Origin of the sequence: Methylobacterium sp. J-072, assembly GCF_022829425.1 — a bacterium.
Classification (GTDB): Bacteria; Pseudomonadota; Alphaproteobacteria; order Rhizobiales; family Beijerinckiaceae; genus Methylobacterium.
The window spans coordinates 1-26,246 of the sequence record NZ_JAKSYK010000125.1 but is presented as its reverse complement, the minus strand read 5'-3'; the positions used below and the strand labels follow the sequence as shown (position 1 = coordinate 26,246).

23 protein-coding genes and 1 tRNA gene are annotated in these 26,246 nt (G+C 68.2%); 7 read left to right on the top strand and 17 right to left on the bottom strand.

Going from position 1 to position 26,246, the window contains the following annotated elements; genetic code table 11:
* Positions 1–16 precede the first annotated feature (16 nt).
* From MKK67_RS14495 to MKK67_RS14465, 7 genes are all read right to left on the bottom strand, one after another.
* On the bottom strand, positions 17–1,681 hold the full coding sequence (locus tag MKK67_RS14495; protein WP_243965745.1) for a Wzz/FepE/Etk N-terminal domain-containing protein: 1,665 nt from the start codon (positions 1,679–1,681) through the stop codon (positions 17–19).
* Positions 1,678–3,690, bottom strand: coding sequence for a glycosyltransferase (locus MKK67_RS14490; protein ID WP_243965744.1), 2,013 nt, complete (start codon positions 3,688–3,690; stop codon positions 1,678–1,680). Before MKK67_RS14490 ends, MKK67_RS14495 begins: the two co-directional genes overlap by 4 nt.
* A 299-nt stretch (positions 3,691–3,989) precedes the next feature.
* Positions 3,990–4,682 carry a class I SAM-dependent methyltransferase gene (locus tag MKK67_RS14485; RefSeq protein ID WP_243965743.1) on the bottom strand — a complete coding sequence of 231 codons (693 nt, stop codon included), beginning with the start codon at positions 4,680–4,682 and terminating at the stop codon, positions 3,990–3,992.
* A 420-nt stretch (positions 4,683–5,102) separates the two neighbouring features.
* Positions 5,103–6,341 (bottom strand): glycosyltransferase, encoded by a 1,239-nt coding sequence (locus MKK67_RS14480; RefSeq protein WP_243965742.1) that lies wholly within the window; start codon positions 6,339–6,341, stop codon positions 5,103–5,105.
* Positions 6,338–7,105, bottom strand: a complete 768-nt coding sequence (locus MKK67_RS14475) for an HAD family hydrolase (protein ID WP_243965741.1) — start codon at positions 7,103–7,105, stop codon at positions 6,338–6,340. The genes MKK67_RS14480 and MKK67_RS14475 overlap by 4 nt, the downstream gene beginning before the upstream one ends.
* 269 nt (positions 7,106–7,374) lie before the next feature.
* Positions 7,375–8,259 carry a glycoside hydrolase family 16 protein gene (locus MKK67_RS14470; protein WP_409568402.1) on the bottom strand — a complete coding sequence of 295 codons (885 nt, stop codon included), beginning with the start codon at positions 8,257–8,259 and terminating at the stop codon, positions 7,375–7,377.
* Between the two features lie 465 nt (positions 8,260–8,724).
* Entirely contained in the window at positions 8,725–9,378 is a 654-nt protein-coding gene (locus MKK67_RS14465) for a protein-L-isoaspartate O-methyltransferase family protein (RefSeq protein ID WP_243965737.1), read from the bottom strand.
* A gap of 334 nt (positions 9,379–9,712) precedes the next feature.
* On the opposite strand from MKK67_RS14465, the gene MKK67_RS14460 reads away from it, so the two are divergent.
* Both MKK67_RS14460 and MKK67_RS14455 read left to right on the top strand, forming a co-directional pair.
* Entirely contained in the window at positions 9,713–10,987 is a 1,275-nt protein-coding gene (locus MKK67_RS14460; RefSeq protein ID WP_243965735.1) for a PQQ-dependent sugar dehydrogenase, read from the top strand.
* A gap of 95 nt (positions 10,988–11,082) precedes the next feature.
* Positions 11,083–11,580, top strand: coding sequence for a c-type cytochrome (locus tag MKK67_RS14455; protein ID WP_409568401.1), 498 nt, complete (start codon positions 11,083–11,085; stop codon positions 11,578–11,580).
* A 9-nt stretch (positions 11,581–11,589) separates the two neighbouring features.
* Here the strand turns inward: MKK67_RS14455 and MKK67_RS14450 are convergent, their stop codons facing one another.
* Complete coding sequence (locus MKK67_RS14450; RefSeq protein ID WP_243965731.1) at positions 11,590–12,366, bottom strand: MOSC domain-containing protein; 777 nt, start codon at positions 12,364–12,366, stop codon at positions 11,590–11,592.
* A 193-nt stretch (positions 12,367–12,559) separates the two neighbouring features.
* Here MKK67_RS14450 and clpB point away from each other — a divergent pair, with 193 nt between their 5' ends.
* Positions 12,560–15,184, top strand: coding sequence for an ATP-dependent chaperone ClpB (gene clpB / locus MKK67_RS14445; protein WP_243965729.1), 2,625 nt, complete (start codon positions 12,560–12,562; stop codon positions 15,182–15,184).
* A 72-nt stretch (positions 15,185–15,256) separates the two neighbouring features.
* On the opposite strand, the gene MKK67_RS14440 is transcribed toward clpB, so the two are convergent.
* The 3 genes from MKK67_RS14440 to MKK67_RS14430 form a co-directional block, all read right to left on the bottom strand.
* Positions 15,257–15,442 carry a hypothetical protein gene (locus tag MKK67_RS14440; protein ID WP_243965727.1) on the bottom strand — a complete coding sequence of 62 codons (186 nt, stop codon included), beginning with the start codon at positions 15,440–15,442 and terminating at the stop codon, positions 15,257–15,259.
* Positions 15,443–15,566: 124 nt separating this feature from the next.
* The gene (locus MKK67_RS14435) at positions 15,567–15,839 is read right to left on the bottom strand and encodes a hypothetical protein (protein WP_243965726.1); all 273 of its coding nucleotides are present in this window, start codon (positions 15,837–15,839) and stop codon (positions 15,567–15,569) included.
* Between the two features lie 161 nt (positions 15,840–16,000).
* Positions 16,001–17,149 (bottom strand): MFS transporter, encoded by a 1,149-nt coding sequence (locus tag MKK67_RS14430; protein WP_243965725.1) that lies wholly within the window; start codon positions 17,147–17,149, stop codon positions 16,001–16,003.
* Positions 17,150–17,200: 51 nt separating this feature from the next.
* Here MKK67_RS14430 and MKK67_RS14425 point away from each other — a divergent pair, with 51 nt between their 5' ends.
* Complete coding sequence (locus tag MKK67_RS14425; RefSeq protein ID WP_243965724.1) at positions 17,201–17,521, top strand: ArsR/SmtB family transcription factor; 321 nt, start codon at positions 17,201–17,203, stop codon at positions 17,519–17,521.
* A 118-nt stretch (positions 17,522–17,639) separates the two neighbouring features.
* Here MKK67_RS14425 and MKK67_RS14420 read toward each other — a convergent pair whose 3' ends face one another.
* From MKK67_RS14420 to MKK67_RS14405, 4 genes are all read right to left on the bottom strand, one after another.
* Positions 17,640–18,533: an inositol monophosphatase family protein gene (locus MKK67_RS14420; protein ID WP_243965723.1), complete on the bottom strand. Its 894-nt coding sequence runs from the start codon at positions 18,531–18,533 to the stop codon at positions 17,640–17,642.
* Positions 18,530–19,105, bottom strand: a complete 576-nt coding sequence (locus MKK67_RS14415) for an NUDIX domain-containing protein (RefSeq protein ID WP_243965722.1) — start codon at positions 19,103–19,105, stop codon at positions 18,530–18,532. Before MKK67_RS14415 ends, MKK67_RS14420 begins: the two co-directional genes overlap by 4 nt.
* 7 nt (positions 19,106–19,112) lie before the next feature.
* Complete coding sequence (locus MKK67_RS14410; RefSeq protein WP_243965721.1) at positions 19,113–19,820, bottom strand: glutathione S-transferase N-terminal domain-containing protein; 708 nt, start codon at positions 19,818–19,820, stop codon at positions 19,113–19,115.
* Positions 19,821–20,014: 194 nt separating this feature from the next.
* Positions 20,015–20,953: an SMP-30/gluconolactonase/LRE family protein gene (locus MKK67_RS14405; RefSeq protein ID WP_243965720.1), complete on the bottom strand. Its 939-nt coding sequence runs from the start codon at positions 20,951–20,953 to the stop codon at positions 20,015–20,017.
* Between the two features lie 434 nt (positions 20,954–21,387).
* Between MKK67_RS14405 and MKK67_RS14400 the strand changes: the two genes are divergently transcribed.
* Both MKK67_RS14400 and MKK67_RS14395 read left to right on the top strand, forming a co-directional pair.
* A tRNA-Pro gene (locus tag MKK67_RS14400) sits at positions 21,388–21,464 on the top strand.
* 26 nt (positions 21,465–21,490) lie between these two features.
* Complete coding sequence (locus MKK67_RS14395) at positions 21,491–21,802, top strand: ETC complex I subunit (protein ID WP_058191156.1); 312 nt, start codon at positions 21,491–21,493, stop codon at positions 21,800–21,802.
* Between the two features lie 38 nt (positions 21,803–21,840).
* Here the strand turns inward: MKK67_RS14395 and MKK67_RS14390 are convergent, their stop codons facing one another.
* Entirely contained in the window at positions 21,841–22,299 is a 459-nt protein-coding gene (locus tag MKK67_RS14390) for a nucleoside deaminase (RefSeq protein ID WP_243965719.1), read from the bottom strand.
* A 51-nt stretch (positions 22,300–22,350) separates the two neighbouring features.
* Positions 22,351–23,418: a spore photoproduct lyase family protein gene (locus MKK67_RS14385; protein ID WP_243965718.1), complete on the bottom strand. Its 1,068-nt coding sequence runs from the start codon at positions 23,416–23,418 to the stop codon at positions 22,351–22,353.
* Between the two features lie 181 nt (positions 23,419–23,599).
* Between MKK67_RS14385 and MKK67_RS14380 the strand changes: the two genes are divergently transcribed.
* Complete coding sequence (locus tag MKK67_RS14380; RefSeq protein ID WP_243965716.1) at positions 23,600–25,627, top strand: putative bifunctional diguanylate cyclase/phosphodiesterase; 2,028 nt, start codon at positions 23,600–23,602, stop codon at positions 25,625–25,627.
* Positions 25,628–26,246 lie beyond the last annotated feature (619 nt).

Below are 26,246 nucleotides of genomic sequence, written 5' to 3'. Positions count from 1 at the left end.
GACGTGCAGCGGGCAATCAGACGCGATTGAGGATGGCGCCGATGACGCTGGCGCCGGCGCTCCGCAACCCGTTCACGGCGTCGGACAATTCGTCGACGGTCGTGCGTCCGGCTTCGGCCACGATGACCACCGCATCGGCCCGCCGCGCGGCGGCCCGCGTCTCGGCCGAGACCGAGAGGGGCGGCAGGTCGAGGATGACGTAGCCCGTCTGCCGCATGTGCTCGATCACCTTGTGGAAGGACGGCGCACCGAGGTAGACGCGGCTGTTGACAGCCGTGTTGGGCAGGCGTGCGGGCAGTACCGCGATCCCGCCGTAATCGAGGAGCTTGGCGCCGGGAATGCGGGCGGGATCCTCGATCAGATCCGCCAGGCAGGTCCCTTCCCAGGTGTCGAAATCGTAGGTCAGTGACCGCGGCGCGGACCCGTGCACGTCGGCGTCGATCATCGTCACCGGGCGCCCGCTCTCCTGGATGATCCGGGCCAAGTTCAGCCCGATCAGCGAGGTGCCGGAATTCGCCGTGCAGCCGACCAGGGCGACGACGGTCTCGGCTTCGCCGGGGCGGCTCGACAGGGCGAGCTGGATCGAGGTCCGCAGGTCACGGATGCCGGAGGCGAAGCCGCTGTTGCCGAGCCACAGGGTCGTCGCGGATCTCAGGTCGCTCGGGCCGCGACGGCCGGCGACGCTCTTGCGCGAGACGTCGGGCATGACGGCGAGGCAGGGAACGCCGACGCGCTGGACGAGATCCTGCGGCGTCCGGATCCGTCGATCCAGGGCTTGCCGAAGGGCGACGGCCAAAAGTCCGCCGACGAGACCCACCGTCAGGCCGAGGCCGAGGATCAGCGTCTTGCGGGGCGCCGACGGCGTGAGGGGTTGGAGCGCCGCGCCGATCACGCGGGCATCGGCATCCGGCGTCGGCGCGTCGGGCAGGCTTCCACTGGAAACCGCGGCCGCCGCAGACCGCGCCTGCGACGACAAGGCGTTGACGCGGCCCTGCAGGAACTCCGCGCCGTTCTTGGCGGCATCGGCCTTCGCGGCGATCGATTGCCAGAGGTAGGCCGAGACGGCCGCGTTCGCGACCCGTCGCGCCAAGTCGGGGTTCGGGGAGGTGTAGGCGACCTCCACGACGTAGGATTGGCCGACCCGGCGCACGGTGAATTGCTGCGCGAAGGTCTCGAACTGCCGCTGCTGCACGACCTCGGGGCTCGGCGGCGGCGGTTCCGGAATGCCGAGCAGGGATTTGAGGCTCAAGCGCCGCGTCTCGGCCTTGCCGGAGGGCGGCGTGCCGAATTCGGGATTGTTCGCGAGCCCGAGGCTGTTGAACACGTTGGACAGGAGACGCTCGGAGCGCAGGACCTGGAGTTCGCTCTCGGCCCGGCCGACATCAAGGCTCGGCGCCAGCGAGCCTTCCGGCGACCCCGAACCGGCCTGGCGGCGCGGCTCCAGGAGCAGCGTCGCGGTCGCCGTGAAGAGCGGCGTGGCGGTCATCGCGTAGAGCAGGGCGACGCCGACGCAGAACAGGATCCACAGGGCCACGACGAACTTGTGGCGCTTGGCCGCCTTCAGGGCGGCCGAGATCACCGCCAGGGGACCGTCCGGCACGCCCACGGAGGTCGCCTCCGGGAACGGCCAGACCGCCTGCGGCCGCTCCGGCGCGATCCGATTTTGATTGTGCACGGTCATCTCACGGCTTTCGGTCGGATCTGCAGGGCCCGCTCGGGTTCGAGCCGTCCCAGGAGGGCGTCGGCCGCGCCCCGTAGATTGCCCCGTAAACGACCGCGCCGATCGATGAACGGTTCCGGGACAGCCGATCGCGCCAGATTGCTAGTGAAATTCCGAAATAAATGATCCAGCACCTGAGCGTAAGTCATCGTTCCCTTACGCAGCATGTACAGGGGATTAACCACCTGCGAATAGCCGAGCCGATCGCCGGCGATCCGCCCGCCCTTGACGCCCATATGGACGCCGCGCGCCGCCATGCATTTCACGAGCCGTCCGCCCTTGGCTCTCAGGGCTGCGCCGAAATCGCGATCCTCCAGCCAGCCATACAGGACCAGGCGCTCGTCGAACCGCAGGGTCCCGATGGCGGAGCGCCGGAACGCCATGTTGCAACCGTAGGGGCTGAACGGCTCGATCAGCGGCGTCGGTTCGACCGGCCCGGTCGCCGCGAGGAGGCGATCGACCTCGGCGAAGCTCAGACCGGGGCCCTTGATGCCGTCCGCCAGCACGTCGCCCGTGAAGCCGACGATGTCCGCCTCGTCGCGGAATGTCCGAGCCGCGACTTCGAGCCAATTGGGCTCGGGCACAAAATCATCGTCGAAGAAGGCGACGATCTCGACTCCGTCGGGCAGGGCGGCCAGCGCCGTGTTGCGCTGTGCCGCAAGACCGGGGCGGCCGGTCAGCACCGTGACGTCGCCCCAGCCGGCCGCGTCGCCGGCATCCTCCGGCTTGATGCATGAGATGATTACGGCGGCGGGCTTGTAGGTCTGCCGATCGAGAATGCGCCGCAGCGTCTGCGCCACGACCTCCGGGCGCCCCAGGGTCGCGATGACCACGGCGATGCTGGGCGGCGTCGACGCGGTGCGCGGGCGCCCGGCATCCCGCCGCCCAGGCGAGCGCATCACATCCAGGTAGCCCTGCGCAGTCTCGGTCCAGGAAAACCGGGCCGCCTGAATGCGGCCGCGGCCGATCAGGTCTTCCCGAAGCGTGGCGCTCGCCAGCAACGCCCGGACATGCGCCAGCCAGAGGTCTGGCTGGTCGGGGGGCGCCAAGAGCGCGGCGGTGCCGCAGATCTCCGGCAGGCTGGCGCGATCGGTCGAGATGACCGGGCAGCCCCGGGCCATCGCCTCCAGCGCCGGCAGGCCAAAGCCCTCGGTCAGCGACGGAAAGGCCAGGCACAGGGCACGTTCGAGCAGGTAGGCGAGATCGTGATCGGTGACGAAGCCGAGATGCTGGACGTTGTCGCTGCGCTGCAGCTCTTCCGCCGCGAAGATGCCCGCTTGGCCGCCGGCGATGATCAGGTCGACACCGAGGCTCGCGAACTCGCGCGCCAAGCCGAGCAGCAGGCCGAGATTCTTGTGGCGCGCGCGCGAGCCGAGCGCCAGCACGAACGGGCGCTCGGTGCCGTCCGGATTGCGGCGCAGCGCCGACGGCGCCCGGGTCGCCTGGTCCGGGTCCCAGGCGTGGACGTGCTCGTGACCGTTGGGCAGGACGAGGATGTCGGACGCCTTCACCGACAGGTGCTGCGCGATCTGCCCAGCCGAGAAGCTCGAGACGGTGGCGATCCGCGCCGCGCGCCGCGCCAGCAAGGGCTGGAGCGTCTTGTAGAAGGCGCGAAATGAGGCGCTGTAGCTCTCCGGTTCGAGGAAGACGTTCGCGTCGTGGATGCAGACGACTTGGTCCGCCCTGAGGGCGGGCGCGGTGTTGCAGAGGTTGAGCAACCGGCCCGGCCAGGCCCGCGGCAGGACGACCTGCTCCCAGGCATGGCCGCCCGAGCGGCCGATGACTTTGAGCGGCGTCCCGGCGAAGCCGGGATCCTGGGCGCCGGGCGGTGCCAGCAGAGGAATCGTGGCCCCGCGCGCGGCCACGGCCTGGCTCATCGCCCGGGTCACGTTCCATGCGTAGCGCTGAACGCCGGTCATCGGTTGCGTCAGGAAGCGACCATTGATCCCGAACGATTCAGCCGCCGTCATACTAACGATATACTCCTGTCGATATTCGAACTATAATTTTTGAATTGAACCGACATGAGCGGCAATGCTTCTGAGTATTTGAGGTGTTCAATGACACCCTCTCAAGCCGCCGCTTCCGTTTCAACTGCTACAACCCGTTTTGCACAATCGCGGCACTATTAATAGTAAACACTCCTTGAGGAAACGATCCTTACGCTATCTCCAGGCCGTGTACAAGAAATGGACGTCGCGCATCTGCACGGCGCGGCTGCGGCGCGACCCCTGCGGCCGAGGATCGTCCGGGTCGCGGTCGGCCTAGCTCACTCGGCCAGCACCAGCAGGGAATAGCCGCCGAGGATCCGCACGGTGAGGTCCTGGTTCAGCGCGAACAGGGCCCGGCGCGGGATTTTCATGAGCCGGCTCGACGTGGCCTGATTGGGCAGTTCGAGGCGTCCAGCCGTGTAGGCGTGGTCGATGATCGTGTATCCGCAATCCCTCAAGGTCGCGAGCGCCGATTCCTTGAAGAAGTAGTGTAAATGCCCGACGCTTTTCCGGAGATTCATGATCGGCCGTTCCCGTAACAGCGACTGCACCGACAGATCGAGCGGGATGTGGAAGATCTTGTACTTGGCGAGGGGGCGCAATTTTTCGGCGAAGCCGATATAATCCTCGACGTGCTCGATGACGTCGATCACCAGCATCAGGTCGAACGGCGATGCCGCGGCGTCGAACACGCTTTCGAGATAGAATTTGGTCCGGCTGGTCTGCTTCCTCCTGGCCCGTTGATAGGCGTGCGGGGAGACCTCGTAGCCGTAACCCTTTGAGAAATCGAAGGACCGCTCCAGGTTGAGAAGGATCTCCCCGGTTCCGCAGCCGACCTCACAGAGCCGATCGAACGTGATCGCGTTCTTATTGATGATCTGTGCGATCTGCTTCGCTTTCCAGGGCGCGTCTTCCTCGTGCCAACTCGGATTGTTCTCCGCGTAGGTCTCGGTCTGATATATTTCTAACATGGTAATACGTCCCTGGCATCCGTATGACGGGGAACTGCGTTCATCCGGTCATTAACGTTTTGGCAGTCGATATAATTTCACTGCGCATCGGATTTTGTAGCTCTGATGCCCGTTGGCGCAATCATTCAATCGAAATATCAACCGCTTAACGGCAAGATCGTTAAGCCGGATCAGTACGTAATTTACTGAACGAGCAATTCTGGCGCGCTATCCGGACGACAACAATCGTGGGCGATGCTGTCGAGCCGAGCCCACCTCGCGGGCCGGCGAGCCAAGCGAGCGGATGGATCAGCTGCTCGGAATCTGTAGCGGCGCAGAGAGATGAACTACATCCGGATCAGTACTTATATCCGTGTTCTGCGCAGCGATTTCAGCCCGGGCCAGGACGGCGGTCGCCGGTTCCCTCTGACGGCGAATCTCTCAGGTCGCCCGGCCGCGCCGACGCAGGGCCCGCATCTCCGAGCGCAGCGCCCGCGCGGCATAGATCAGTTCGATGAGCGGGAGCGCCAGGCGGCCGCCCCGCGGGAAGCTGCGCACGACCGCGCCCTCGCGCCAGAGGCTTTCGCGGATCTGCTTCAAAGGGCTGGTGCTGCCCGCTCCGGCAAATTGCGCTCGGAGTTCGGTCCGTCCGAAGTCCCGGGATCGGTGCCCGAGGCTCAAGGTCGCCACCGCCTGCTCGCTCGGCCAGACCACGGCCTCCTTGAGGTGCTGCCAGGCACGGGCCGCATCCTCCGGGACCCGGTGGAGTGTCTCCGGGGTGAGGCCATCGATGTAAGCGAGGACGCCGGTGAACAGGCCCGGCTGCTCCGGCGCGATGCGGCTCTCCCACCCCGGGACCTGGAGATTGGCGCGCGGCGGCCCGCCATCGGCTGAGGCCGTGAAGGTTCGCACGCTGGACAGCTCCGGCTCGAGGCAGGACTCGATCAACTGCCAGAAGCGGAGCGCCGAGGTCCGAACCTCCCAGGGCTTGTAGCCGTCGCTCTCGACGCTGAGGCCCAACGTGCGCGCGAAATGCGGCGTCGGAAGCCGCTTGTAATTGCAGCGGGCGAATTGAAGCCCGGACCATTGCCGATCTGGAATGCCCTCTTGCAGGATCCGCACCGTGCTGCCGTACAGCCCGGTATCGACCAGGATTCCGTGGCAACGCGCGCCGGTGCAGGCCGTCAGATGGGTGCGGAACAGGCCATCCTGCTCGGCGACCGCTTGGCGGAGGATCACCACGCCGGGCTCGGTGCCGGCCAGCAGGGTGGTGAAGCGTGTTGCCTCGAACGGCGCATGCCAGGGGGGCGGCAGGTCGAGGTCGTCGCGTTGCGACAGGGCGGCGGCGATCTCGGCCATCGACTGGCCGCTGAACTCGCGCTCCAGCTCGGACAGGACCCCCGGGCTCGGCGGGTCGAAGGCGGTTCGGGCCGCGACAAGACGCGACACCATCAGATCCGCGCGGGGCAAGCGTTGCGGCAGGCCGGTCCGCGCCAGGAAGTGCTCGTAGGCCAGCCGCATCCGCAGGCCGCCCCGGGCGCAGAACAGGAGGACGGCATCGTCGCCCTGGAGGAAGCGCTCGAACAGCCAGAGGCGGAGGCAGAACTCCGCCAGGATGGGCCCCAGCGCGCTGCGCCCGAACGTCTCCGCGTCGAGCGGGCCGGTATCGGGCGCCGTCACGCCGGCGCACCCGCGCGCGGCGCGTGCGCCGCCCGGATCCGGAGCCCGTGCAGGGCGCGGGCGCGCAAGGCATCGGCCCGGCGCCGGAACACGAGATGCTTCGGCCGCAGGACCTGCAGGGAGCGCAACCCCGCGGCCTGGGCCATCGTCACGTCGGCGGTGGTGTCGTCGCCGATATGCAGGATGTCGGTGGCTGCGACGCCCTCCTGGCGCAGCACGACTCCGAACAGGGCGCCTGTCCGCTTGGTCGCGTTGTGGTCGGCGCTGGCATAGATGTGGGCGACGGGATGATCGGGCGCGCGCGCGGCGAGCAACTGGGCGATCGTCTCGCCGCGATGATAGGTGTCGCTCACGGCGATGATCCGGCATCCCGCCCGCGCCTGCTCGGCCAGCCAGGTCAGGAGCGGCGTATTCGCCTTCAGCTGGGCGATCTCGACCGCGATCTCGGCTCGATGCAGGATCTCCGCCGCCTCCGCATCGAGGCTCAGGATCCGGCCCATGGCATCGACCATGTCGGCGAACCGCACGTCTCCCGTCGGGCAGGACAGGTCGAGCGCCCGGTAGGCCTGCTTCTGGACCTCGATGCGGGCGTCGTAGATCGCCCCGGGATGCCGCACGATCCGCCGCTCGGCGGCGAGAAGCTGCGCGGCGCGCACCGCGATCTCGTTGAACCGCTGGCGTTCCGACCGGTGGTCGCGATGGAGCAGCGTATCGAACACGTCGCAGGAAATGATCCGGGCAGCCGCTGTTTTGGGAAGGAGCATGATGCTTTTGAGCCCTCGAAACCCGTGCGTATCGCCGTTGCGGAGGTGCAGCCCGGTCGCGATCCCGCATGCCCGACCTGTCCGAAGCATGGCAATCGCGATTTTCAGTCTGTGCCCGCGGATGCAATCAAAAGGACGATGATTCGTGGCATTTGATCGTCAGGACACTGTTTGATCCTGCGATATCCGTCGAATCACCGTACAGGCGAGGGGATATCCAATCTCCCCCCGCGTCCTCAATCCGATGGCCCGGCGCCGGGCCATCAGCTTTACTCCTTGCAGATGGCGTCGCGCTTCGTCTCGTCGGGGGCGAAGGCGTAGACGTAGTCGACCAGCAGATCGGAAGGGTTGGGAGTCTTGTCGATCGGCCAGCCGGAGCCGAGGGCGAGATTGACCAGGATCATCAGGGGCTTGGTGTGCTCGGGCGGCGTCGGCGTCCGGCCGATCTCGCGGCGGTCGAGGTAGAACACGACCCACTCCTTCGTCACGTTCACCCCGTAGGTGTGGAAGTTGTCGTTCAGCGAGCCGCTCGGGACCGAGGTGATGATCTCGCCGCCGCTGTTCTTCTTCGGGTCGGTCTTGTCCCAGACGTGCCAGACCGAATGGAATCCGTCCGGGAACTGGCCGTAATATTCGAGCACGTCGATCTCCACCGACGGGGTCTTGTCGTCCTTCGGCTTGTTGGCGTTCAACCAGAAGGCGGGCCACACACCGGGACCGGGCGGGAGCTTCATTCGCGCCTCGAAATACCCGTACATCAGGGCGAACCCGGCGGTGGTGGGATCGGCCGAGGAGAGCAGGCCGGAGGTCCACTTTCCGTTGTCGTGCTTCCGCGCCCGGATCTTCAGGATCCCGTCCTTGACGATGAACGGCGCGTTCTTCTCGGGATCGGCGAAGATGTCGATCGGGTCGATGAATTGTGCATCGCCGAAATCACCGTTCCAGGGCGTGTGCGCCGACCACCGCGCCCGCTCGTTGTTGGATTTCGAAACGCTCAAGTCGTTGAAGTCGTCGGCGAAGACCTTCTTGAACCGACAGAGCTGCAGCGGCTCGCCTTCCGCCTTCAGCTCCCGACATCCGGCGACCGTGGCGAGGCCGACCAAGGCTGCAACGGTTGGGAATACCCATTTATTCCGCATCAAGCGCGCACCCATTCGGCTCACCAGCAGTTTCAGCGAATTTTAGCGTTCAAGTTCTGCCTTATTAGAGGGTTTATATAGTTCTGGTCCAGGGGGAAGGGCGGAGAAGTGCCGAGGCCCGGGCGAGGCGTGTGCGCCGTCGCGGCCTCGTCCCGACGGTTGCAACGCCTGCCGCAGACGCGCCGGTCTTGTGCGCCGCAGCAATACGGTGGCCGCGCCGCAGAGGGGCGCTTGCTTCGGGCATCCCAGATTCTCGGGGACGAAGATGTCGGGTCCGGGCCGGTCATCCCTGCGCTGCGCAGGCCCATGCGCCGTCGTCGCGAAGCGATCCGAAGCGGCCGCGATGTTCAGGGCGAGGGCGCTACCCGAGGTTGATCTGATGCGCTCGCAACGACGGTTCCGGCTGCCGCAAACCCCGCGCTTAGCCTGAGGCGGGCAGTTCAGAATCAGGTCGAGCTTGGAAAACCCGTCTCCAAAAGCTCAGAACGCGAACCCGACCTCCGCCGCGAAGGCGTCGAGGAGCGGCAGGGAGGCGTCGAACAGCGGGCGGGAGCCGAAGGCGTCGCCGGCGCGGACGAACAGGGTCGCCTTGGCGTTGCGGTGGGGGCCGAACACGCAGGCGAGGCGGCCGTCGTCCTTGAGCTGGTCCAGCAGCGCCTGCGGCCGGACCTCGACCCGGCCGTTGATCAGGATCACGTCGAAGGGCGCCTCCTTGGGGGCGCCCGCCTGCAGGGGACCCTCGATCACCCGCGCCGTGGTGCCGAGCTTGGCGCGGGCCGTCTCGGCGAGGTCGGGCACCGATTCGAGCGCCGTCACATCCGCGCCGAGATCCGCCATCACGGCGGCGGCGTAGCCGGTGCCGGTGCCGACATCGAGGGCTTTGGCGCCGGGCCGGATTTTCAGGGCCTGGATCAGCCGGGCCAGCACCATCGGCGCCGGCAGGCAACGGCTCTCGCCGTTCGCGCCGTCGAGCCGCAGGGTCTGATCGATATAGGCGAACGGCTCGCGGCCCTTCGGCACGAAGGCCTCGCGCGGCACCGTGTCGAACGCGTCGAGCACCGCGTTGTCGTTCACGTCGAAGGTCCGCAACTGGCAGTCGACCATCATCCGCCGCGCCTGCGCGTAATCGATCATCGAACCGTGTCCTCGAACCGGATCGGAACGCTGCGTGGGCCTGGCCACGGCGCGCGCCGCGGTCCCCGGCCAAGCTCAAGCGTTCCGGACGCGCGCGTTTTCGGAGATCACCGGCCAAAACGCAAGGTTTTCGCGGGTGGACCCGACCATGACCATCGATGGCCGGCACCGCACCCGGATCGGCCGGCGGCGCTGGATCGCGAAAGATGCGTTACGGGGGCATCCCGCTGTCGCGCCAGGGTTGTCGAAGGGGTCGCATTGCGCGGTCAGACGTTGAATAGAGAATGCAGATCGGACCGGGCGATCCAAGATGCCGGCCATCTCGGGAGACATCATGACGCCAGTCACCAAGCCGATTCTGACCCGCGGACTCGTCGCCGCACTCGCCTGTCTGGGCTTCGGGACCGCGTCCCCGGACGCAGTGCGTGCGCAGGAGACGAAGGCCAGCTCCGCGCCGCCGGCCAGCGTGCAGGTCGACCGCGGCTCGGCCCTCTACGGACGTCCCGAAGGCGGGGACGCGGCCAAGCTCGCGCCGGTCGCGGGGCCGCCCCTGGCGACGGCCGCCGCCAAGCTGCCGCTCGACAAGCTGAAGGTGCCGGAGGGCTTCAAGGTCGAGGTCTATGCCAGCGGCCTCGCCAATGCGCGCTCGATGACGCAAGCGCCGGACGGCACGCTGTTCGTCGGCACCCGCACGGTCGGCAAGGTCTACGCGGTGCTGCCGCAGGCTGGGCCGGACGGCAAGCGCGAGGTCAAGACGATCGCGTCGGGGCTGCACCGGCCGAACGGTGTCGCATTCCACGAAGGCGCGCTCTACGTCGCCGAGCTGTCGAAGATCTGGCGCTACGACGACATCGCCAACCATCTTGACGGCTCCGAGAAGCCGAGCCTCGTCTACGATGATCTGCCCAAGGACGAAGCCCATGGCTGGAAGTTCATCGCCATCGGGCCGGACAACAAGCTCTACGTTCCGGTCGGCGCGCCCGGCAACATCGTGATGCCCCCGGACACGCACGCTCAGATCCGCCGGATCGATCTCGACGGCAAGAACGCCGAAGTGATCGCCCGCGGGGTGCGCAACACGGTGGGCTTCGACTGGAACCCGAAGACCAAGCAGCTCTGGTTTACGGACAATGGCCGCGATTGGGTCTCCGAGGACATCCCGAACGATGAGCTGAACGTGCTCACGGAGCCGGGCAAGCAGCATTTCGGCTATCCGTTCTGCCACCAGGGCACGTTCACGGATCCCGAATACGGCTGGGGCCATTCCTGCACGGAGTTCACCGCCCCGGCGGGCCTGCTCGGGCCGCACACGGCCTCGCTCGGGATGCGGTTCTACACCGGCGCGCAGTTCCCGGATTCCTACAAGGATGCCGCCTTCATCGCCCGGCACGGTTCTTGGAACCGCACGACCAAGCTCGGCGGCGACGTCGTGGTCGCGCGGCCGGGTCCGGACGGCAAGGTCGCAGCCGTGGAGCCGTTCCTGACCGGCTTCCTCCAGGACAACAAATATGCCGGCCGCCCGGTCGACGTGCTGGTCGCCAAGGATGGGTCGCTGCTCGTCTCGGACGACTATAACGGCGCGATCTACCGTGTCAGCTACGGCCAGTGATGCGCCGCGGAGCGAGGATCGGGCTGATCCGGGGGCCTGCCTCGGCCCTCGGGGTCCTGTTGGCGGGTGCGGCGCTGGCTGCGCCCGATGCGGCGATGCAGGAGCGTCTCGCCCCCTGCATCGCTTGCCACGGGGGCGGAACCTCGGAGAATGAGGGCGTGCCCTCGCTGGGCGGCCAGCAGGCGGACTACGTCGTGACGCAGCTGTTCCAGTTCCGGGAGAAGCAGCGTGCGGCGGAGCCCATGAACGACATCGCCACCGGCTTCTCCGACGACGACCTGCGCACCTACGCCGATGCGGTCGCGGCCCTTCCGGCCCCCGCTTGGTCGGGGACGGCCGCGGACCCGGCCCTGGTGGCGCGCGCCCAGGCGCTGATCTCAAAGCACCAGTGCAATTCCTGTCACGGCGCCGACTTGGCCGGCCGGGATGCAATTCCCAGGATCCGGGTGCAGCGGGAGGAGTACCTCGCCCGGGCCCTCGCGGCCTACAAGTCGAACGCCCGGCCAGGCTACGACCCGGCGATGAACGAGGTCGCGCAGGGTCTGAGCGACGCCGACATCCAGGATCTGGCAGCCTACGTCGCGCGGCTCTGAGGGACGCGCCTAGCCCACCACGCGCAGCGTATCGCCCACCGCGAGCGCTCCGCCGGCGATCACCTCGGCGTAGACTCCAAGGTCGCGGTGGCCGAGGCGCGCGTCGAGGGTCCAGGGGATGTCGTGGTCGCGCACGCCGCTCACCGGATCGACGTTGGTGGCGGCGCAGCGCACCGTGCGCTTGGTGATCTTGAGCCGCAGCCCGCTCGGCGCCTCGATCACCTGGCCGACCATGTCCAACTCGGCGAAGGGCGCGATCCCCTCGACCAGCAGGTTGCCGCGGAAGCGCAGCGGGTCGACCGGTGCGCCGAGATAGTCCTCCACCGCCGCCACGCTCGCCCGGTTGATCAGCGAGACGTAACCGGTGGGCGAATCGGTGAACCGGTATTGCGGCGGTGCCGCCAGCACCTTCGGCTCACCCCGCAGGTTTTCCGGCAGGGTGCGCCGCATCAGGTCGGCGAGTCCGTCGCGGCCGGCCTCCGTGTCGAGCCGGAACGCCAGCGCTTCCCCGGCATGCTCCACCGTGAGCGTGGCGGTGGCATCGTCGTAGCAGGTGCGCAGGCGGGCCAGAGCCTCGTCCCGCATCAGCATCAGGTACTTGGTCTTGGGTTGGTGCCGCGGCGCCACCGGGTTGAAGCCCGAGGGCCCGTTCTCGATGGCGTAAAGCCGGTCCCCCGGGAAGAAGCCGCTGGTCTCCAGCTCCGCTCGGTCGAGCGGCTCCGGGCTCAGGCCCTTCACAGGGTAGCGGTAGAGGCCGAGGAGGCCGATTTCGAGGGCGGCTTGCATGCTCGCAGGGTGGCTCGGAAAAGCCGTGCCGCGCAAGGCCCGAGCCCTTGTGGTGCGCAAATACAACACCACATCGGGCCTACCGGTGGCTTTCGGCGCCGGGGCCCCTTGCGGCAGAGTGCGGAGGGGCGACGTTTCGGCAGGGCCGCGCCATCTCGGGCGGCGGATGCCGGCACGGGAGGGTGAGACACGCATGAATTTTGAACTCTACACCGAGCGCGCCCGCGGCTTCGTCCAGGCAGCGCAGAACCTCGCCATGCGCGAGGGCCATCCACAGCTTCAGCCGGGGCATCTGCTCAAGGTGCTGCTCGACGATCCCGAGGGCCTGTGCGCCGGTCTGATCGACCGCGCGGGCGGCCAGTCGCGGGTTGCGCTGGCACAGACCGAGCAGTGGCTCGCCAAGCAGCCGAAGGTGTCCGGCAACGCGTCCGCGCCGCAGGCGACGCGCGAGCTGATGCGCCTGTTCGACACCGCCGAGCAGGCGGCCAAGAAGGCCGGCGATTCCTACGTCACGGTGGAGCGCCTGCTCCTGGCCCTGGCGGTGGAGAAGGAGTCCGAGGCCGGCCGCGCGCTCCAGGCGGCGGGCGTGACGCCCGCGTCGCTGAACGGGGCGATCAACGCGCTCCGCAAGGGCCGCACCGCCGACAACGCCTCGGCCGAGAACGCCTACGACGCCCTGAAGAAATACGCCCGCGACCTCACCGAGGCCGCCCGGGACGGCAAGCTCGACCCGGTGATCGGCCGCGACGAGGAGATCCGGCGGACGATCCAGGTTCTGTCCCGGCGCACCAAGAACAACCCGGTGCTCATCGGCGAGCCCGGCGTCGGCAAGACCGCGATCGTCGAGGGCTTGGCCCTGCGCATCGTCAACGGCGACGTGCCCGAGAGCCTGCGGGACAAGAGCCTGCTCGCCCTCGACATGGGCTCGCTGATCGCCGGCGCGAAGTATCGCGGCGAGTTCGAGGAGCGGCTGAAGGGCGTGCTCTCCGAGGTCACGGCGGCCGAGGGCGGCATCATCCTGTTCATCGACGAGATGCACACGCTGGTCGGCGCCGGGAAGGCGGACGGGGCCATGGATGCCTCGAACCTGCTCAAGCCCGCGCTCGCCCGCGGCGAGCTGCACTGCGTCGGCGCCACCACGCTGGACGAGTACCGTAAGCACGTCGAGAAGGACGCCGCGCTCGCCCGCCGCTTCCAGCCGGTCTTCGTGTCGGAGCCGACCGTGGAGGACACGGTCTCGATCCTGCGCGGCCTCAAGGAGAAGTACGAGCAGCACCACGGCGTGCGCATCCAGGATGCGGCCCTGGTGGCGGCGGCGACGCTCTCGAACCGCTACATCACCGACCGGTTCCTGCCCGACAAGGCGATCGACCTGATCGACGAGGCCGGCTCGCGCCTGCGCATGCAGGTCGATTCGAAGCCGGAAGAGCTCGATTCGATCGACCGCGAGATCGTTCGGCTGAAGATCGAGGCCGAGGCGCTCAAGAAGGAGACCGATTCCGCCTCCCGCGACCGGCTGGTCCGCTTGGAGAAGGAGTTGGCCGATCTCGAGGAGCGCTCGGCGTCGATCACCGCCCGGTGGAAGGCCGAGAAGGACAAGCTCGGTACCGCCGCCGGCCTCAAGAAGAAGCTCGACGAGGCGCGCAACGAGTTGGCCGCGGCCCAGCGCCAGGGTCAGTACCAGCGCGCGGGGGAACTCGCCTACGGGGTAATCCCGGGCCTGGAGAAGCAGCTCGCCGAGATTGAGGCAAAGTCGGAGAACGGCCGCGACGGCATGATGGAGGAGGCGGTCACGCCTGCTCACGTCGCCGGCGTGGTCTCCCGCTGGACCGGCGTGCCGGTGGACAAGATGCTGGAGGGCGAGCGCGAGAAGCTGCTCGCCATGGAGGACGCTTTGGCCAAGCGCGTCGTCGGCCAGCGCGAGGCGGTAGCGGCGGTCTCGACCGCGGTCCGGCGCGCCCGGGCCGGGTTGCAGGATCCGAACCGGCCGATCGGCTCGTTCATGTTCCTCGGCCCCACGGGCGTCGGCAAGACCGAGCTGACCAAGGCCCTCGCCGGCTTCCTGTTCGACGACGACACGGCACTCGTGCGCATCGACATGTCCGAGTACATGGAGAAGCACGCGGTCGCCCGCCTGATCGGCGCGCCTCCGGGCTATGTCGGCTACGAGGAGGGCGGCGCGCTCACCGAGGCGGTGCGGCGCCGGCCCTACCAGGTCGTGCTGTTCGACGAGGTCGAGAAGGCGCATCCGGACGTGTTCAACGTCCTGCTGCAGGTGCTCGATGACGGACGGCTCACGGACGGGCAGGGGCGGACGGTCGATTTCCGCAACACGCTGCTGATCATGACCTCGAATCTCGGGTCCGAGTATCTGGTGAACCAGCCTGCGGGCGAGGACACCGAGGCGGTCCGCGAGGAGGTGATGACCGTGGTGCGGAGTCACTTCCGGCCGGAATTCCTGAACCGGGTCGACGAGATCATCCTGTTCCACCGCCTGGCGCGGTCGGAGATGGGGGCGATCGTCGAGATCCAGCTCGGGCGCCTGGCGAAGCTCCTGGAGGATCGCAAGATCACCCTCGACCTCGACGAGGAGGCCAAGATCTGGCTCGCCGACAAGGGCTACGACCCGGCCTACGGGGCGCGGCCGCTCAAGCGGGTGATCCAGAAGAACGTCCAGGATCCCCTGGCCGAGCTGGTCCTCTCGGGCAAGATCCACGACGGCGAGACGGTGCCGGTTCGGCTGGGCCCGATGGGCCTGATGATCGGCGACATGACGGTCGGCGCCGAGCGCCGGCCAGCCAACGTGGCCCTGAACTGAGCGACTCGGTTTCGAGCTGGGCGGCGCGCCGGATGACGGTGCGCCGCCTTTTTTTGTGATTGCGACGTCATCTCAGTGTCCGAACCAGCGCAGCAGACCGCTCGCGACGAACACGGCGACGATGGCCATGAACAGCTGCAGGCTCGTCGGCATCGATGCGACGCGCCCCTTGATCTCGGCGGTGTCGGCCAGGATCCTTTTCAGGTCTGTCCTGATCTCCTTGCCATCGTCTTCGAGCCGCTTGATGCGTGCTTCCATGTCTTGGGATGTCCCGCCTGGGCCACCCGGAGGCGCGCCCGCGCCGTGGCTGTTGCGGCTGTCTCGTCGAGCAGCTTGCCAGCGCGTCTGCGCACGCTCAAGGGCAGATTGAGGCACGGTTGCTTTATGTCGTTAGGTCGGTGGTCAGAGTGTCGAGGAGAGTGGCGGCTTCCTCGATGCTCTTGTTGGCTTGTGTGAGGCGCTCACGCTTGAAGCTCTCGTGACCATCCGCTTCGACAGCATCGATCACGGCGTAGACCGCAGTCAAGCAATGACCGAGCGAGGCAACCATCTGGTCGACTTGGCGCGCGTCGAGCGTAATTGTTTCCTGCCGCTCGACCTTATCGGCCCAGTTGCTGTTTGAAGTAGAGTCGATGATCTCGTCTTCGGGCACCATATCCGCGCATTCCATGACCCACGCCCACGATCGGGCCACCGTGTGTGCGGTGAGTCGATGATGGCATGATCGCACTTTTTTCGCTGCGACACATACCAAAGCGCCTTTTGAGTTCTGGAGACTCTGCTTGTCCCAGACCTCTCATCCGGTAACTCGGACCATCAGCCCGCCGCGACACGGCGAACCCGGAACAGGATCGCCACCTGCAGCGCGAGGCCCGCAGCCGCCACAGCGGCGGCGGTTATCGGGAGGGCGGAGATTCCCGCCAGCGTGACCACCACGCCGCCGAGCGCCGCACCGGCCGCGCCGCCCAGATAGTTCGCCGAGCTGTTCAGCGCGACGGCGACGCTGCCGTGATCGGGCCGGAGGTGCAGCAGGGCATGCTGCTGCGGCGCCTGCGAGGCCCAGCCCATCGCGCCCCAGACCAGCAACGGCAGGTAGCCGAGGAGCGGAGTGCCGAGCAGGCTGGGAAGCGCGGCGAGCGCGAGTGTCAGGGCGGCCAGGATCACGGCCATCACCCGGCGGGGATCGCGCGTCCGGTCGATCAGCGGGCCGACAGAAAAACTGCCCCCCATCCCGCCGATGCCCCAGGCCCAGAAATACGAGGCCGCCGCAGGGCCGAGGCCGGCCCGGTCGAGGAGCGGCGCCAGGTAGGTGTAGAGCCCGAGGCTGGCGATGGCAGTGAGGAAGGTGACCGCGACCGTCGCAACCACCGACGCGTCAGTCAGCAGGGCGGCACGGGCCCGCCAGGACGGCGGCTCCGCGGCCTCGATGTCGGGCAGGCGTGCCAGGATCGCGGCCGTTGCGACGGCGCTCAGCAGTGTCACCATCCAGAGGGCGCTCTGCCAGCCGAGCCGGTCGGCGATCCACAACCCGGCCGGCACGCCGATGACCGTCCCGGTGCTCATGCCCCCGAGGGTCAGCGCCAGGGCGCGGCCCTTGCGGCCCGGCTCCACCAGAGTGGCCGCGGACGCGATCGCCACCGGCGCGTACAGACCGGCCGCGAGGCCGGCGAGCGCCCGGGCCAGGAGCAGCCCCAACAGGCCGGTGGCGAGGGCGCTCAGCATGTTCGCGATGGTGAAGACCGCGAGCGCCAGCCCGAGGATCCGCCGCACCGGCTTGCCGGCCAGCAGGGTGGCGCAGACCGGGGCCGCCAGCGCGTAGGCCAGGGTGAAGACCGTGACCGCCTGCCCGGCCTCGCCGGGCTCGACCTGGAACGCGGCGCCGATCCCCGGCAGCAGCCCCGCGACCACATACGCATCCAAGCCCAGGGCGAACATCCCGAGCGCCAGAACCGCGATTCGTCTCATGTCCCGCCGCCTCTTTACGATGTACGACGAAAATCGTACATAAACGGCGCCATGAGCCCCCGCAAGTTCTTCCATCCCGACGTTTCCGAGCTGACCCTGCACCGGGTCCTGTTCGCCCTGAGTGATCCGACCCGCCTGGCGGTGGTGTCGGATCTGATGAAGGACGGTGAGCGCGCCTCGGGCGATCTCCTGGCCGAGAGCGTGCCGCGCTCGACCATGACGCACCATCTCAAGATCCTGCGGGAGGCCGGCGTGACGCGCACCCGCCCCGAGGGGATGCGCTGCCTGATCTCGCTACGCCGGGAGGATGTCGATGCGCGCTTCCCCGGGCTCCTCGACGCGATCATGGCCCATGGCGGCGCCGAGGCGTGAGGGCGTGCCCTTCGGCGGGTTATCAGGGCAAAACCCTGATCTTGCAGGGCAGAGCCCTGCACCCGCAAAAGGTCGAAGACCTTTTGGAACCTGAATTTTTCAAGCGTGGGACGGGCCGCTAGGCCTTGCGGATCGCCCCCGCCAGGTCGGCCGCCTGCTCCCGGTCCCGACAGACCAGCCAGAGGTCGTCGTGGGCCGACAGCTTTGCATCGAACAGGTCGATGAAGGCGGCGGGCGGGGGAGCGAGGTCGGGCCAGTGGTAGAGGCGAAAGCCCAGCGCCTCGAACAGCGGCAGGATCGGCGCCAGGTCCCACAACATGCTGTTGACCACCGTCGCGTCGAGCCGCCCGGTGGCCAGGAGCGCGGCGTCCGAGATCGATCCGCCCTCGCTCCAGGGGAACCAGGCCCGCCCGTAATCCAGGGTGAAGCGCTGCGCGGCGACGGCGAGCCAGCCGACATGGCCGGTGCGGCTGGTGGAGGGTTTCAGCGCGCGCAGGGCCTCCGTTCGGCGCCCGCCCCGGGTCGGCGCCCAGAACGCCCGGCCCTCATAGGCCGCGAACAGGATGCCCCGGGCCGCCTCCGCAGATTCGATGCGGGCGGGGCCGGAGCGGTCCTCGTTCCAGGCCGGCAGGTTCATCACGCCGGCGCGGGGCCAGCCGGCGCGGCAGGCCGCCACCATCACGCCCCAGCCCGACAGGCCGCCCGCGAACGGCCGCGTGCCGTCGATCGGGTCACCCACGAAGGTCCAGGCATCCCGGGCCAGCATCGCTGTCGCGGCCGCGTGCCCCAGATCGTCGGCCGTTTCCTCCTCGATCAGGTCGGGGCCGAAGCGGGCGTGCAGCAGGCGGCTGACCGCGAGGTCGGCCTCGGTGAGCGCCTGGCCGAGATCGGGCCCCTTGTTGGTCATGGCGAGCCCCGATGCCCGCATCGCGAGCGCCAAGGGGGCTGCGTCCTCGGCGAAGGCGAGCATCTCGGCCAGGACGGCGTCGATCGGGGCGTCGGGCTGGATCATGCGGCGAACAACTCGGGGCGGCGCAGCATCAGCGCCTGGACCAGGACCAGCGTCTTGAGATCGGCCAGGCGGCCGGAGCGCGCCTGCTCCGCAAGAGCGGACAGGGGTAACTCCAAGACCTCGACCTGCTCGCCCTCGCCGGGCAGGCCGCCGCCGGGGCCGACCCGGTCGGATTCCGTATAGGGGGCGAGGTAGAGCCACAGGCGCTCGGAGGAGACGCTCGGCATGCTGTAGGCATGGGTTACGGGCTCGAGCCGTTCGAGCCGCAGGCCCGCCTCCTCCATCGCCTCGCGGATCGCGGTGGCCTCCGGCTCGCCGCCGTCGAGGCCCCCGGCGGGCGCCTCGTCGAGGGCCGCCGGCTCGCCCCAGAAGGCGGGGCCGACCCGGTTCTGCCGGACCAGCAGGGCCACCCGCCGCTCGGGATCGTAGGGCAGCACGCAGGCCGCCTCGCCATGGTCCTCCAGGGCCCGCGGCACCGTGCTGCCGTCGGGCTGGGTGAGCGTGGCGATGCCGAAGGTGTTCCAGCCCCTGTGGATCACCCGCAGGGGGAGGGCGGTCTGCGTGGCGGTCATGGACGGGTCAGCGCTGGGTGGTTGCGGCGGTCTGGCCGAACATCACCTTCTTGGCGTCCTCGCTCATGGTCTTGCCGTGGTCGGGGTTGACCTCGGGCGCCCGGGCATAGGCCGCCTTGGTGGCGGGGCGCTCCGCGATGGCGGTGAACCAGCGCTTGAGATTGGGGTGCTCGTCGAGGTTCTGGCCCTGCTTCTCCCACGGCACGATCCACGGGTAGCTGGCCATGTCGGCGATCGAGTATTCGGAGCCCGCGACGTAGGGGCGGTCGGCCAGGCGCCGGTCGAGAACGCCGTAGAGCCGGTTGGTCTCGTTGACGTAGCGCTTGATCGCGTAATCGATCTTCTCCGGCGCATACTGAGAGAAATGATGGTTCTGGCCGAGCATCGGTCCGAGTCCGCCCATCTGCCAGAACAGCCATTGCAGGACCTCGGCCCGGCCGCGCAGATCACTCGCAATGAACCGCCCGGCCTTCTCGGCGAGATACAACAGGATCGCGCCTGATTCGAACAGAGACACCGGCGCGCCGCCATCGGCCGGCTCGTCATCGACGATCGCCGGCATGCGGTTGTTGGGGGCGATCTTGAGGAAGTCCGGGTTGAATTGTTCGCCTTTACCGATGTTGATCGGCTTGATCCGGTAAGGGATGCCGGCCTCTTCGAGGAACATCGTGACCTTGTGGCCGTTCGGCGTCGGCCAATAGTACAGATCGATCATCGGATTGTGTCCCGCTGGCGCATCATCCCGGACGGTGGTGCCGGCTTTCGAAAAAAGATGATGCCAAAACAAAGCTCGCGCGCCGCCTCGTGGATGCACGATCCGCAAGGCGGCCCCGAGCCCCGGCGCTGGGGAGGTGGGCCTGCGACGCGCTCCGGTCAAGCATGGCCCGGGCCGGCCAGGCCATCGCGGCCTCACCCGCCGGCACAGCCCTGAATGTCCACGTAGAGGGCGTAGAGCGACTGGCTCGCCGCCATGAACAGGCGGTTCCTGTGCCGCCCGCCGAAGCAGAGATTGGCGCAGCGCTCCGGCAGGCGGATGCGGCCGATGAGGCGGCCCTCCGGGTTGAACACCATCACGCCGTCCAGCCCGTCGTCGCCCATGCCCCAGCCGCACCAGAGGTTGCCATCGGTATCGCAGCGGATCCCGTCCGGCGTGCCCGGCCCGGCATCGATCAGGACCCGCCGGTCGCGCAGGGTCCGGCCGCCGACCACCTCGAAGGCGACGATGCGTCGGGTCGGCTCGCCGCGGGATTCGACGAGGTAGAGCCGCGACCCGTCCGGCGAGAAGCACAGGCCGTTCGGCCCGGCGATGTCGTGCGCGACCACGTCGAGCGCGCCGGTCTCCGCGTCCAGCCGGTAGACGTTCTGCGGCAGCTCCGATTCGGCCTGCTCGCCCTCGTAGAACCCGGCGATGCCGAAGGTCGGATCGGTGAACCAGACCGAACCGTCGCGGGCGGTTACGACATCGTTCGGCGAATTGAGCCGCTTCCCGTCGAAGGAGTCCGCCAGCACCGTGACCGCGCCGTCATATTCGGTCCGCACGACCCGGCGGCCGCCATGCTCGCAGGTGACGAGCCGCCCCTGCCGGTCGCGGGTGTTGCCGTTGGCGAATCCCGACGGTTTGCGGAACGCGCCGACCGCGCCGGTCTCCTCGTCCCAGCGCAGAATCCGGTTGTTGGGGATGTCGCTCCACAGGAGATAGCGCCCGTCCCCGAACCAGACCGGCCCCTCGCACCAGCGGCAACCGGTGGCGAGTCGCTCGACCGCCGCGCTGAACACCCGGTAGCGGGCAAAGGAGGCGTCGAGGATCTCGATGGCCGGATCGGGATAGCGCGGGCTCGGCGTCCACACGGGGCTGATCTCCTCCCACCGGCACGCGGCTTTGCGCGCGGCGCCTGCGATACAGAATCGCCGGGGAGATGCCAGAGGATCGAGGGGCCGCCGCGCAGGCGGTCGACCGCGGTGGCCCTTCAAGGTCCGATGAAGAAACCCGGAGCGCGACAGCGCGGGAGCGACGAGGACCAAGATCCCCCACCGCCGGTTGCCGACCCGCCTTTCCACCGCCCCCCAATGGAAATGCAGCCGGTTCGTCAGTGCGAGAATCAGCCCTCGCCGTCCCAATAAAAACCTTAGTCGCGACCGAATTGTCTGACAAGTGATCGATGCGGTTTCCGAGGGCTTTTCGATCCGGTGCGGTTAATCGGCCTGGCATGCGTGCCGTCACCGGCTGCCCCGTTGCGTCGGCCCCCCCGAAACGCTAGGGCTTGCGTGCCGTCATCGGCAGTCGGGGTGTGGCGCAGTCTGGTAGCGCACCTGGTTTGGGACCAGGGGGTCGTAGGTTCGAATCCTATCGCCCCGACCATTCGATCAGGAGCTTGTCGAGTTCAGATGCCGAGCGCCCGCATCTTCCGTCCCTCCCGTGACGCCACCCAGTCGGGCTTGGCCCGCACGAAGCAGTGGATCCTGGAGTTCGACCAGACCAGCCCGCGCGAGATCGATCCGCTGATGGGCTGGAACGGATCGGCCGACATGATGCAGCAGGTGCGTCTGGAGTTCGACACGGAGGAGGAGGCGGTGGCCTACGCCAAGCGCGAGGGCATCGCCTACCGGGTCGAGCAGCCGGCCAAGCCGGTGTTCCGTAAGGGCCTGTCCTACTCGGACAACTTCAAGTTCAACCGCACGGCACCCTGGACGCATTGAGGCGTCGGACCACCATCCCTTAGGATGGGCGTGGGATTTCAAGATTTGCGGCGCGCCTGCCACGCGGCGTAGGGCGCCTCGCCCGCCGGCCGGATCTGACGGAGGCGCATCGGCTGCTCGTCCAGGGGGCGGCACAGTTCTGCGTAGAGCGTCGCGTTCGCAGCCCCGTGTTCCTCGGCTTCCTCCGCCGAGAAGGCGAAATAGCCCTCGCGAAAGCCTGCGAGCCGCATCGCGGCGTGGCACATCGGGCAGGGGCGGCCGCTCGCATACATCACGCAATCGGACAGGTCGCGTCGCGCCAGCACGTGGCTGGCTTCGCGCAAAGCCACCATCTCGGCATGGGCGCTGGGGTCGTTGGTGGCGTGCACCGTGTTGGCCGCTCGGACGAGCACGGCGCCATCGCGCACGATCACCGCGCCGTAGGGGGAGCCGCCGGCCAGGACGTTCGCCTCGGCCAGGGCGACCGCCTCGCGGATATAGGCTTCGTGGTCGGACATCGCTGCGCCTCTCCCGGAATGCCCGCGCCAACGCGCCGTCGGCCCAAGGGTTCAGAAGGCGTAGCGCACCGTGCAATAGGGCATCGTCTCGGCCAGCAGAGACTTGAACCGGGCGAGCCATTGGCCCTTCCAGCCGGTGCGATAGCGCAGATTGGTGCCGCCGCCCTCGGAGACCTTCGCCTCCTGGATGTCGGGCCGCCACAGCAGGTCCTCTGCCTTCGGGTGCCAGCCGAGATTCACCTCATGCAGGCCCGCATTGTGGGTCAGCATGATGATCTCGCACTTGAGCTGGGCCTTGGCGGCGTCCGAGAGCGTGCCGTCGATCTCGGCAAACAGCGCCCGCCAATCCGCCTCCCAGCCCTCGTAGAGGATCACCGGCGAGAAATTGGCGTGGACCTCGTAGCCGGCGGCCACGAAGTCGTCGATCGCGGCGATCCGCTCCGGGATCGGGCTCGTGCGGATATCGACGATCTTGGCGATCCGGGCAGGCATCAGCGAGAACCGGATCCGCGTCTTGCGTTGCGGATCGTAGGACAGGAGATCGCGGTTGACCGCCTTAGTGGCGAACGAGGCCTTGGCGTTCGGCAGGGTGCGGAACCGCTCGATGAAGGTGCGCACGCCGGTGCTCACCGCCGCATCCACCGAGAGGTCGCCGTTCTCGCCGATATCGTAGATCCAGTATTCCGGGTCGATCGTGTCGGGCTCCGGCAGGGGGCCCTGGCGGCCCGCGTGCCGGGCGATCGCCGCGCAGGCCTGATCGATGTTCACGAACAGCGAGATCGGGTTCGAAAAGCCCTTGCGGCGCGGCACGTAGCAATAGGCGCAGGCCATGGCGCAGCCGTTGGAGGTGGAGGGCGCGATGAAATGGGCGCTGCGGCCGTTCGGGCGCAGGGTCAGGCCCTTCTTCACCCCGAGCACCAGGGTCGAGCGCTTGATCCGAACCCAATCCTCCACCGAGCCTTCGTTGCCGTGGAGCGCCGGGATGTTCCAGTGCGAGGGCACGGGGATGCGCTCCGCATCGGGGAAGCGCGCCAGGATGTCTCGACCGATCGGAAACGCGTCGACCGTGGGCTCGTGGTAGATCGTCCGGATGTCGAGGAGGTCGCTGGTCAGGGCCATGGGGGATCCGGGGCCCGGCGGCGGCCCGGCATCGGATATGGCGCGGGACGGCGGGACCGGAATGGCTTGCGACCGGCGGTCTCAATCCGGCGGGATCGATCAGTAGTAACCACGGATCGGCTCGTTCAACACTCTCTTACGACTCTTGGTCGATAATCGCGCGCCTCTGATTGGACGGACGATGACGCTTCACGACCTGGAGGAAACGCTCCCCGGGCTGGCGGGCCCCGCTCGGGCGCCCGACGCTTCGGGTCGGCGGCTGGCGGCGCTGGTCCGTCGCGACCAGCTCGAGGCGGTACGCCGCAGCGTCCTCACGGCGATCCCCGTCAACATGCTGCTCGGGCTCGCCAGCGTGCTGGTGGCGTTCCAGGCCGGCAACGGCCGCGCCGGGATGATCTGGTACGCGGCCTCGACCGGCGCCAACCTGCTGCGTATCGGGCTGTGCCGGGCGGCCTGCCCGGGCCTCGCCCTCACGGCCGCGATGTCGCCGGACATGGCCGCGGAGGCCTCGCGCTCGGTGGAGGGACATCTGCGCGCCTGCACCCTGGCGGCCTTGCTGTCGGGGCTGGTCTGGGCGTTCCTGCCGCTGCTCTGCGCCGGCTACACCTCGCCGCAGACCCTGTTCTACCTCACCATCACCTGCGGCATCACCGCCGGCGCGGTGACCCACGGCACCGCCTATGCCCGGATCCCGTTCAGCTTCATCCTGCTGCCGCTGCTATCGGCGGCCTTCTGCCTATTCGCCGTCGGCGGGTTCGATCGTGCCTGCCTAGCGGCCTGCGTGCTGCTCTATCTCGCCGCCCTGTCGCGCACTGCGTTCCAAAGCGAGGCGGGGTTTCGCGAGGCGAGCCGGCTGAAGAACGACGCCACCACGTTGGCGCGCTCCTGGGCCGAGGCCCAGGCCAGCGCCAACGCGCTGGTCGAGGAGATGCGCTGGCGCGCGACTCATGACGACCTCACCGGCCTGCTCAATCGCGCCGGCTTCATTCAGCAGGCCGAGGCGCGCCTGAACGCCGGAACCGCCTGTCTGCTGCTCCTCGACTTGGACGGCTTCAAGTCGGTCAACGACGTCTACGGTCACCAGACCGGCGACCGGGTGCTGGTCGAGGTTGCACGCCGGCTGCGCGTTGCCTTGCCCCCTGGCGGCCTCGCCGCCCGGCTCGGCGGTGACGAGTTCGCGGTGCTGTACGATCCTGCCGGCGCCGGCGTGCCGTATGCGGACTTGGCCGCCGGCCTGATCGCCGCGGTCGCCCAGCCCTTCGACGGCTTCGACGAGGCGCGGCTCGGCGTCAGCATCGGCGTCCATGCGGAACCCGAGCCCAACCTGATGGAGATGCTGAGCTGCGCCGACGAAGCGCTCTACGCCTCGAAGGCCGCCGGCCGGAATCGCTTCCGCCTGTTCGACGCCGGCTTGCGCGATTGCCTGGAGATGCGGCGGGACCTGGAGCGCGATCTCTCGCACGCCCTGGTCGAGAACGCCCTCGAAGTCTGGTTCCAGCCGATCTACGCGCTGGATGCCCGCACCCTGGTCGGGCTGGAGGCGCTGGTGCGCTGGCGCCACCCGCGCCTTGGCTGGATCGCGCCCCCAGACCTGATCGCCGCGGCCGCGATGGCGGGGCTGACCGAGTCGCTCCTGCGCTTCATCCTCGATCAGGTCTGCCGGATGATGCAGATCCTGCGCAGCCAGGGGCTCGGCACCGTCCGGGTGGCGATGAACGTCTCGCCCCGGGAGATGGCGCAGATCCCGGTGGACGAGATCGTGATCGGGCGTCTCGGGGCGCTGGGCCTGCCGCCTGCGATGCTGGAGATCGAGATCACCGAGGAGACCGCCCTCGATCTCGGCGCCGTGCAGGGCAAGCTCCAGGCGCTTTCGCGTGCCGGCATCCGGGTCGCGCTCGACGATTTCGGCATCGGCTACTCGTCGCTGTCGTCCCTGCGCCAGCTCCGGGCCGACCGGATCAAGATCGACCGCAGCTTCGTCACCGGCCTCAGCGCCTCCGACGACAAGCGCGGTCTGGTCCTGGCGGTGCTCGGCCTCGGCAACCTGCTCGGGCTCGAAGTGGTGGCCGAAGGGGTCGAGTCGCAGGAGGACCTGCAGACGCTCCAGGCGATGGGCTGCCCGTTCCTGCAGGGTTACCATCTCGGCCGGCCGATGCCGGTCTCGACCCTCGAAGCCACGCTGTTCGCCAACCGGACGCAGGCGGCCTGACTCAGGCGGCGCGGGAAGTCGGGTTCCGCTTTCCCCTCCCCATTGCGGCTACGGGCTACACAGGTTTCGACCGTAGCCGTGATCATGCCGTGGGTGCAGAAGGCGCGGGTCCCCTCTCCCGTGCGGGAGAGGGACAGGGTGAGGGATGCGCCTTATCCGGAAAGACCGGATCCCTCACCCCAACCCTCTACCGCACGGGAGAGGGGGCGCGTCGCGGCCTGCAACAGCGCTTGTGCCTCAAACCTGTGTAGACCGTAGCCCTTGCGGGGAGGGGGCAGGGGTTGGGGTGGTGCAGGATCAAGCGTTACGGCGCCTTCTGGACCACCCCCACCTCCAACTCCTCCCCACAAGGGCTAGCGAATTCACACATCTGGGTCGGCAGGATACGCTGGAGACACCACGGCTCTCCCTCCCCCGTCTGCGGGGGAGGCGGCGCTCTGCTGCGCTTCCGGACCAGGGACTGCCGGTGCCGGCATGACATCAAAGGGAGAAGTCTGATCGTCGTAGTCTCTAGGCGGGGTAACGCTTTTCGCCTCCCTCCGGACGGGGTGGCCAATCACCCCCGACGTTGGTGTGCTGAGCTCAACGCTGGCCTCCGAGGCAACAGCCGCCTGGGTCG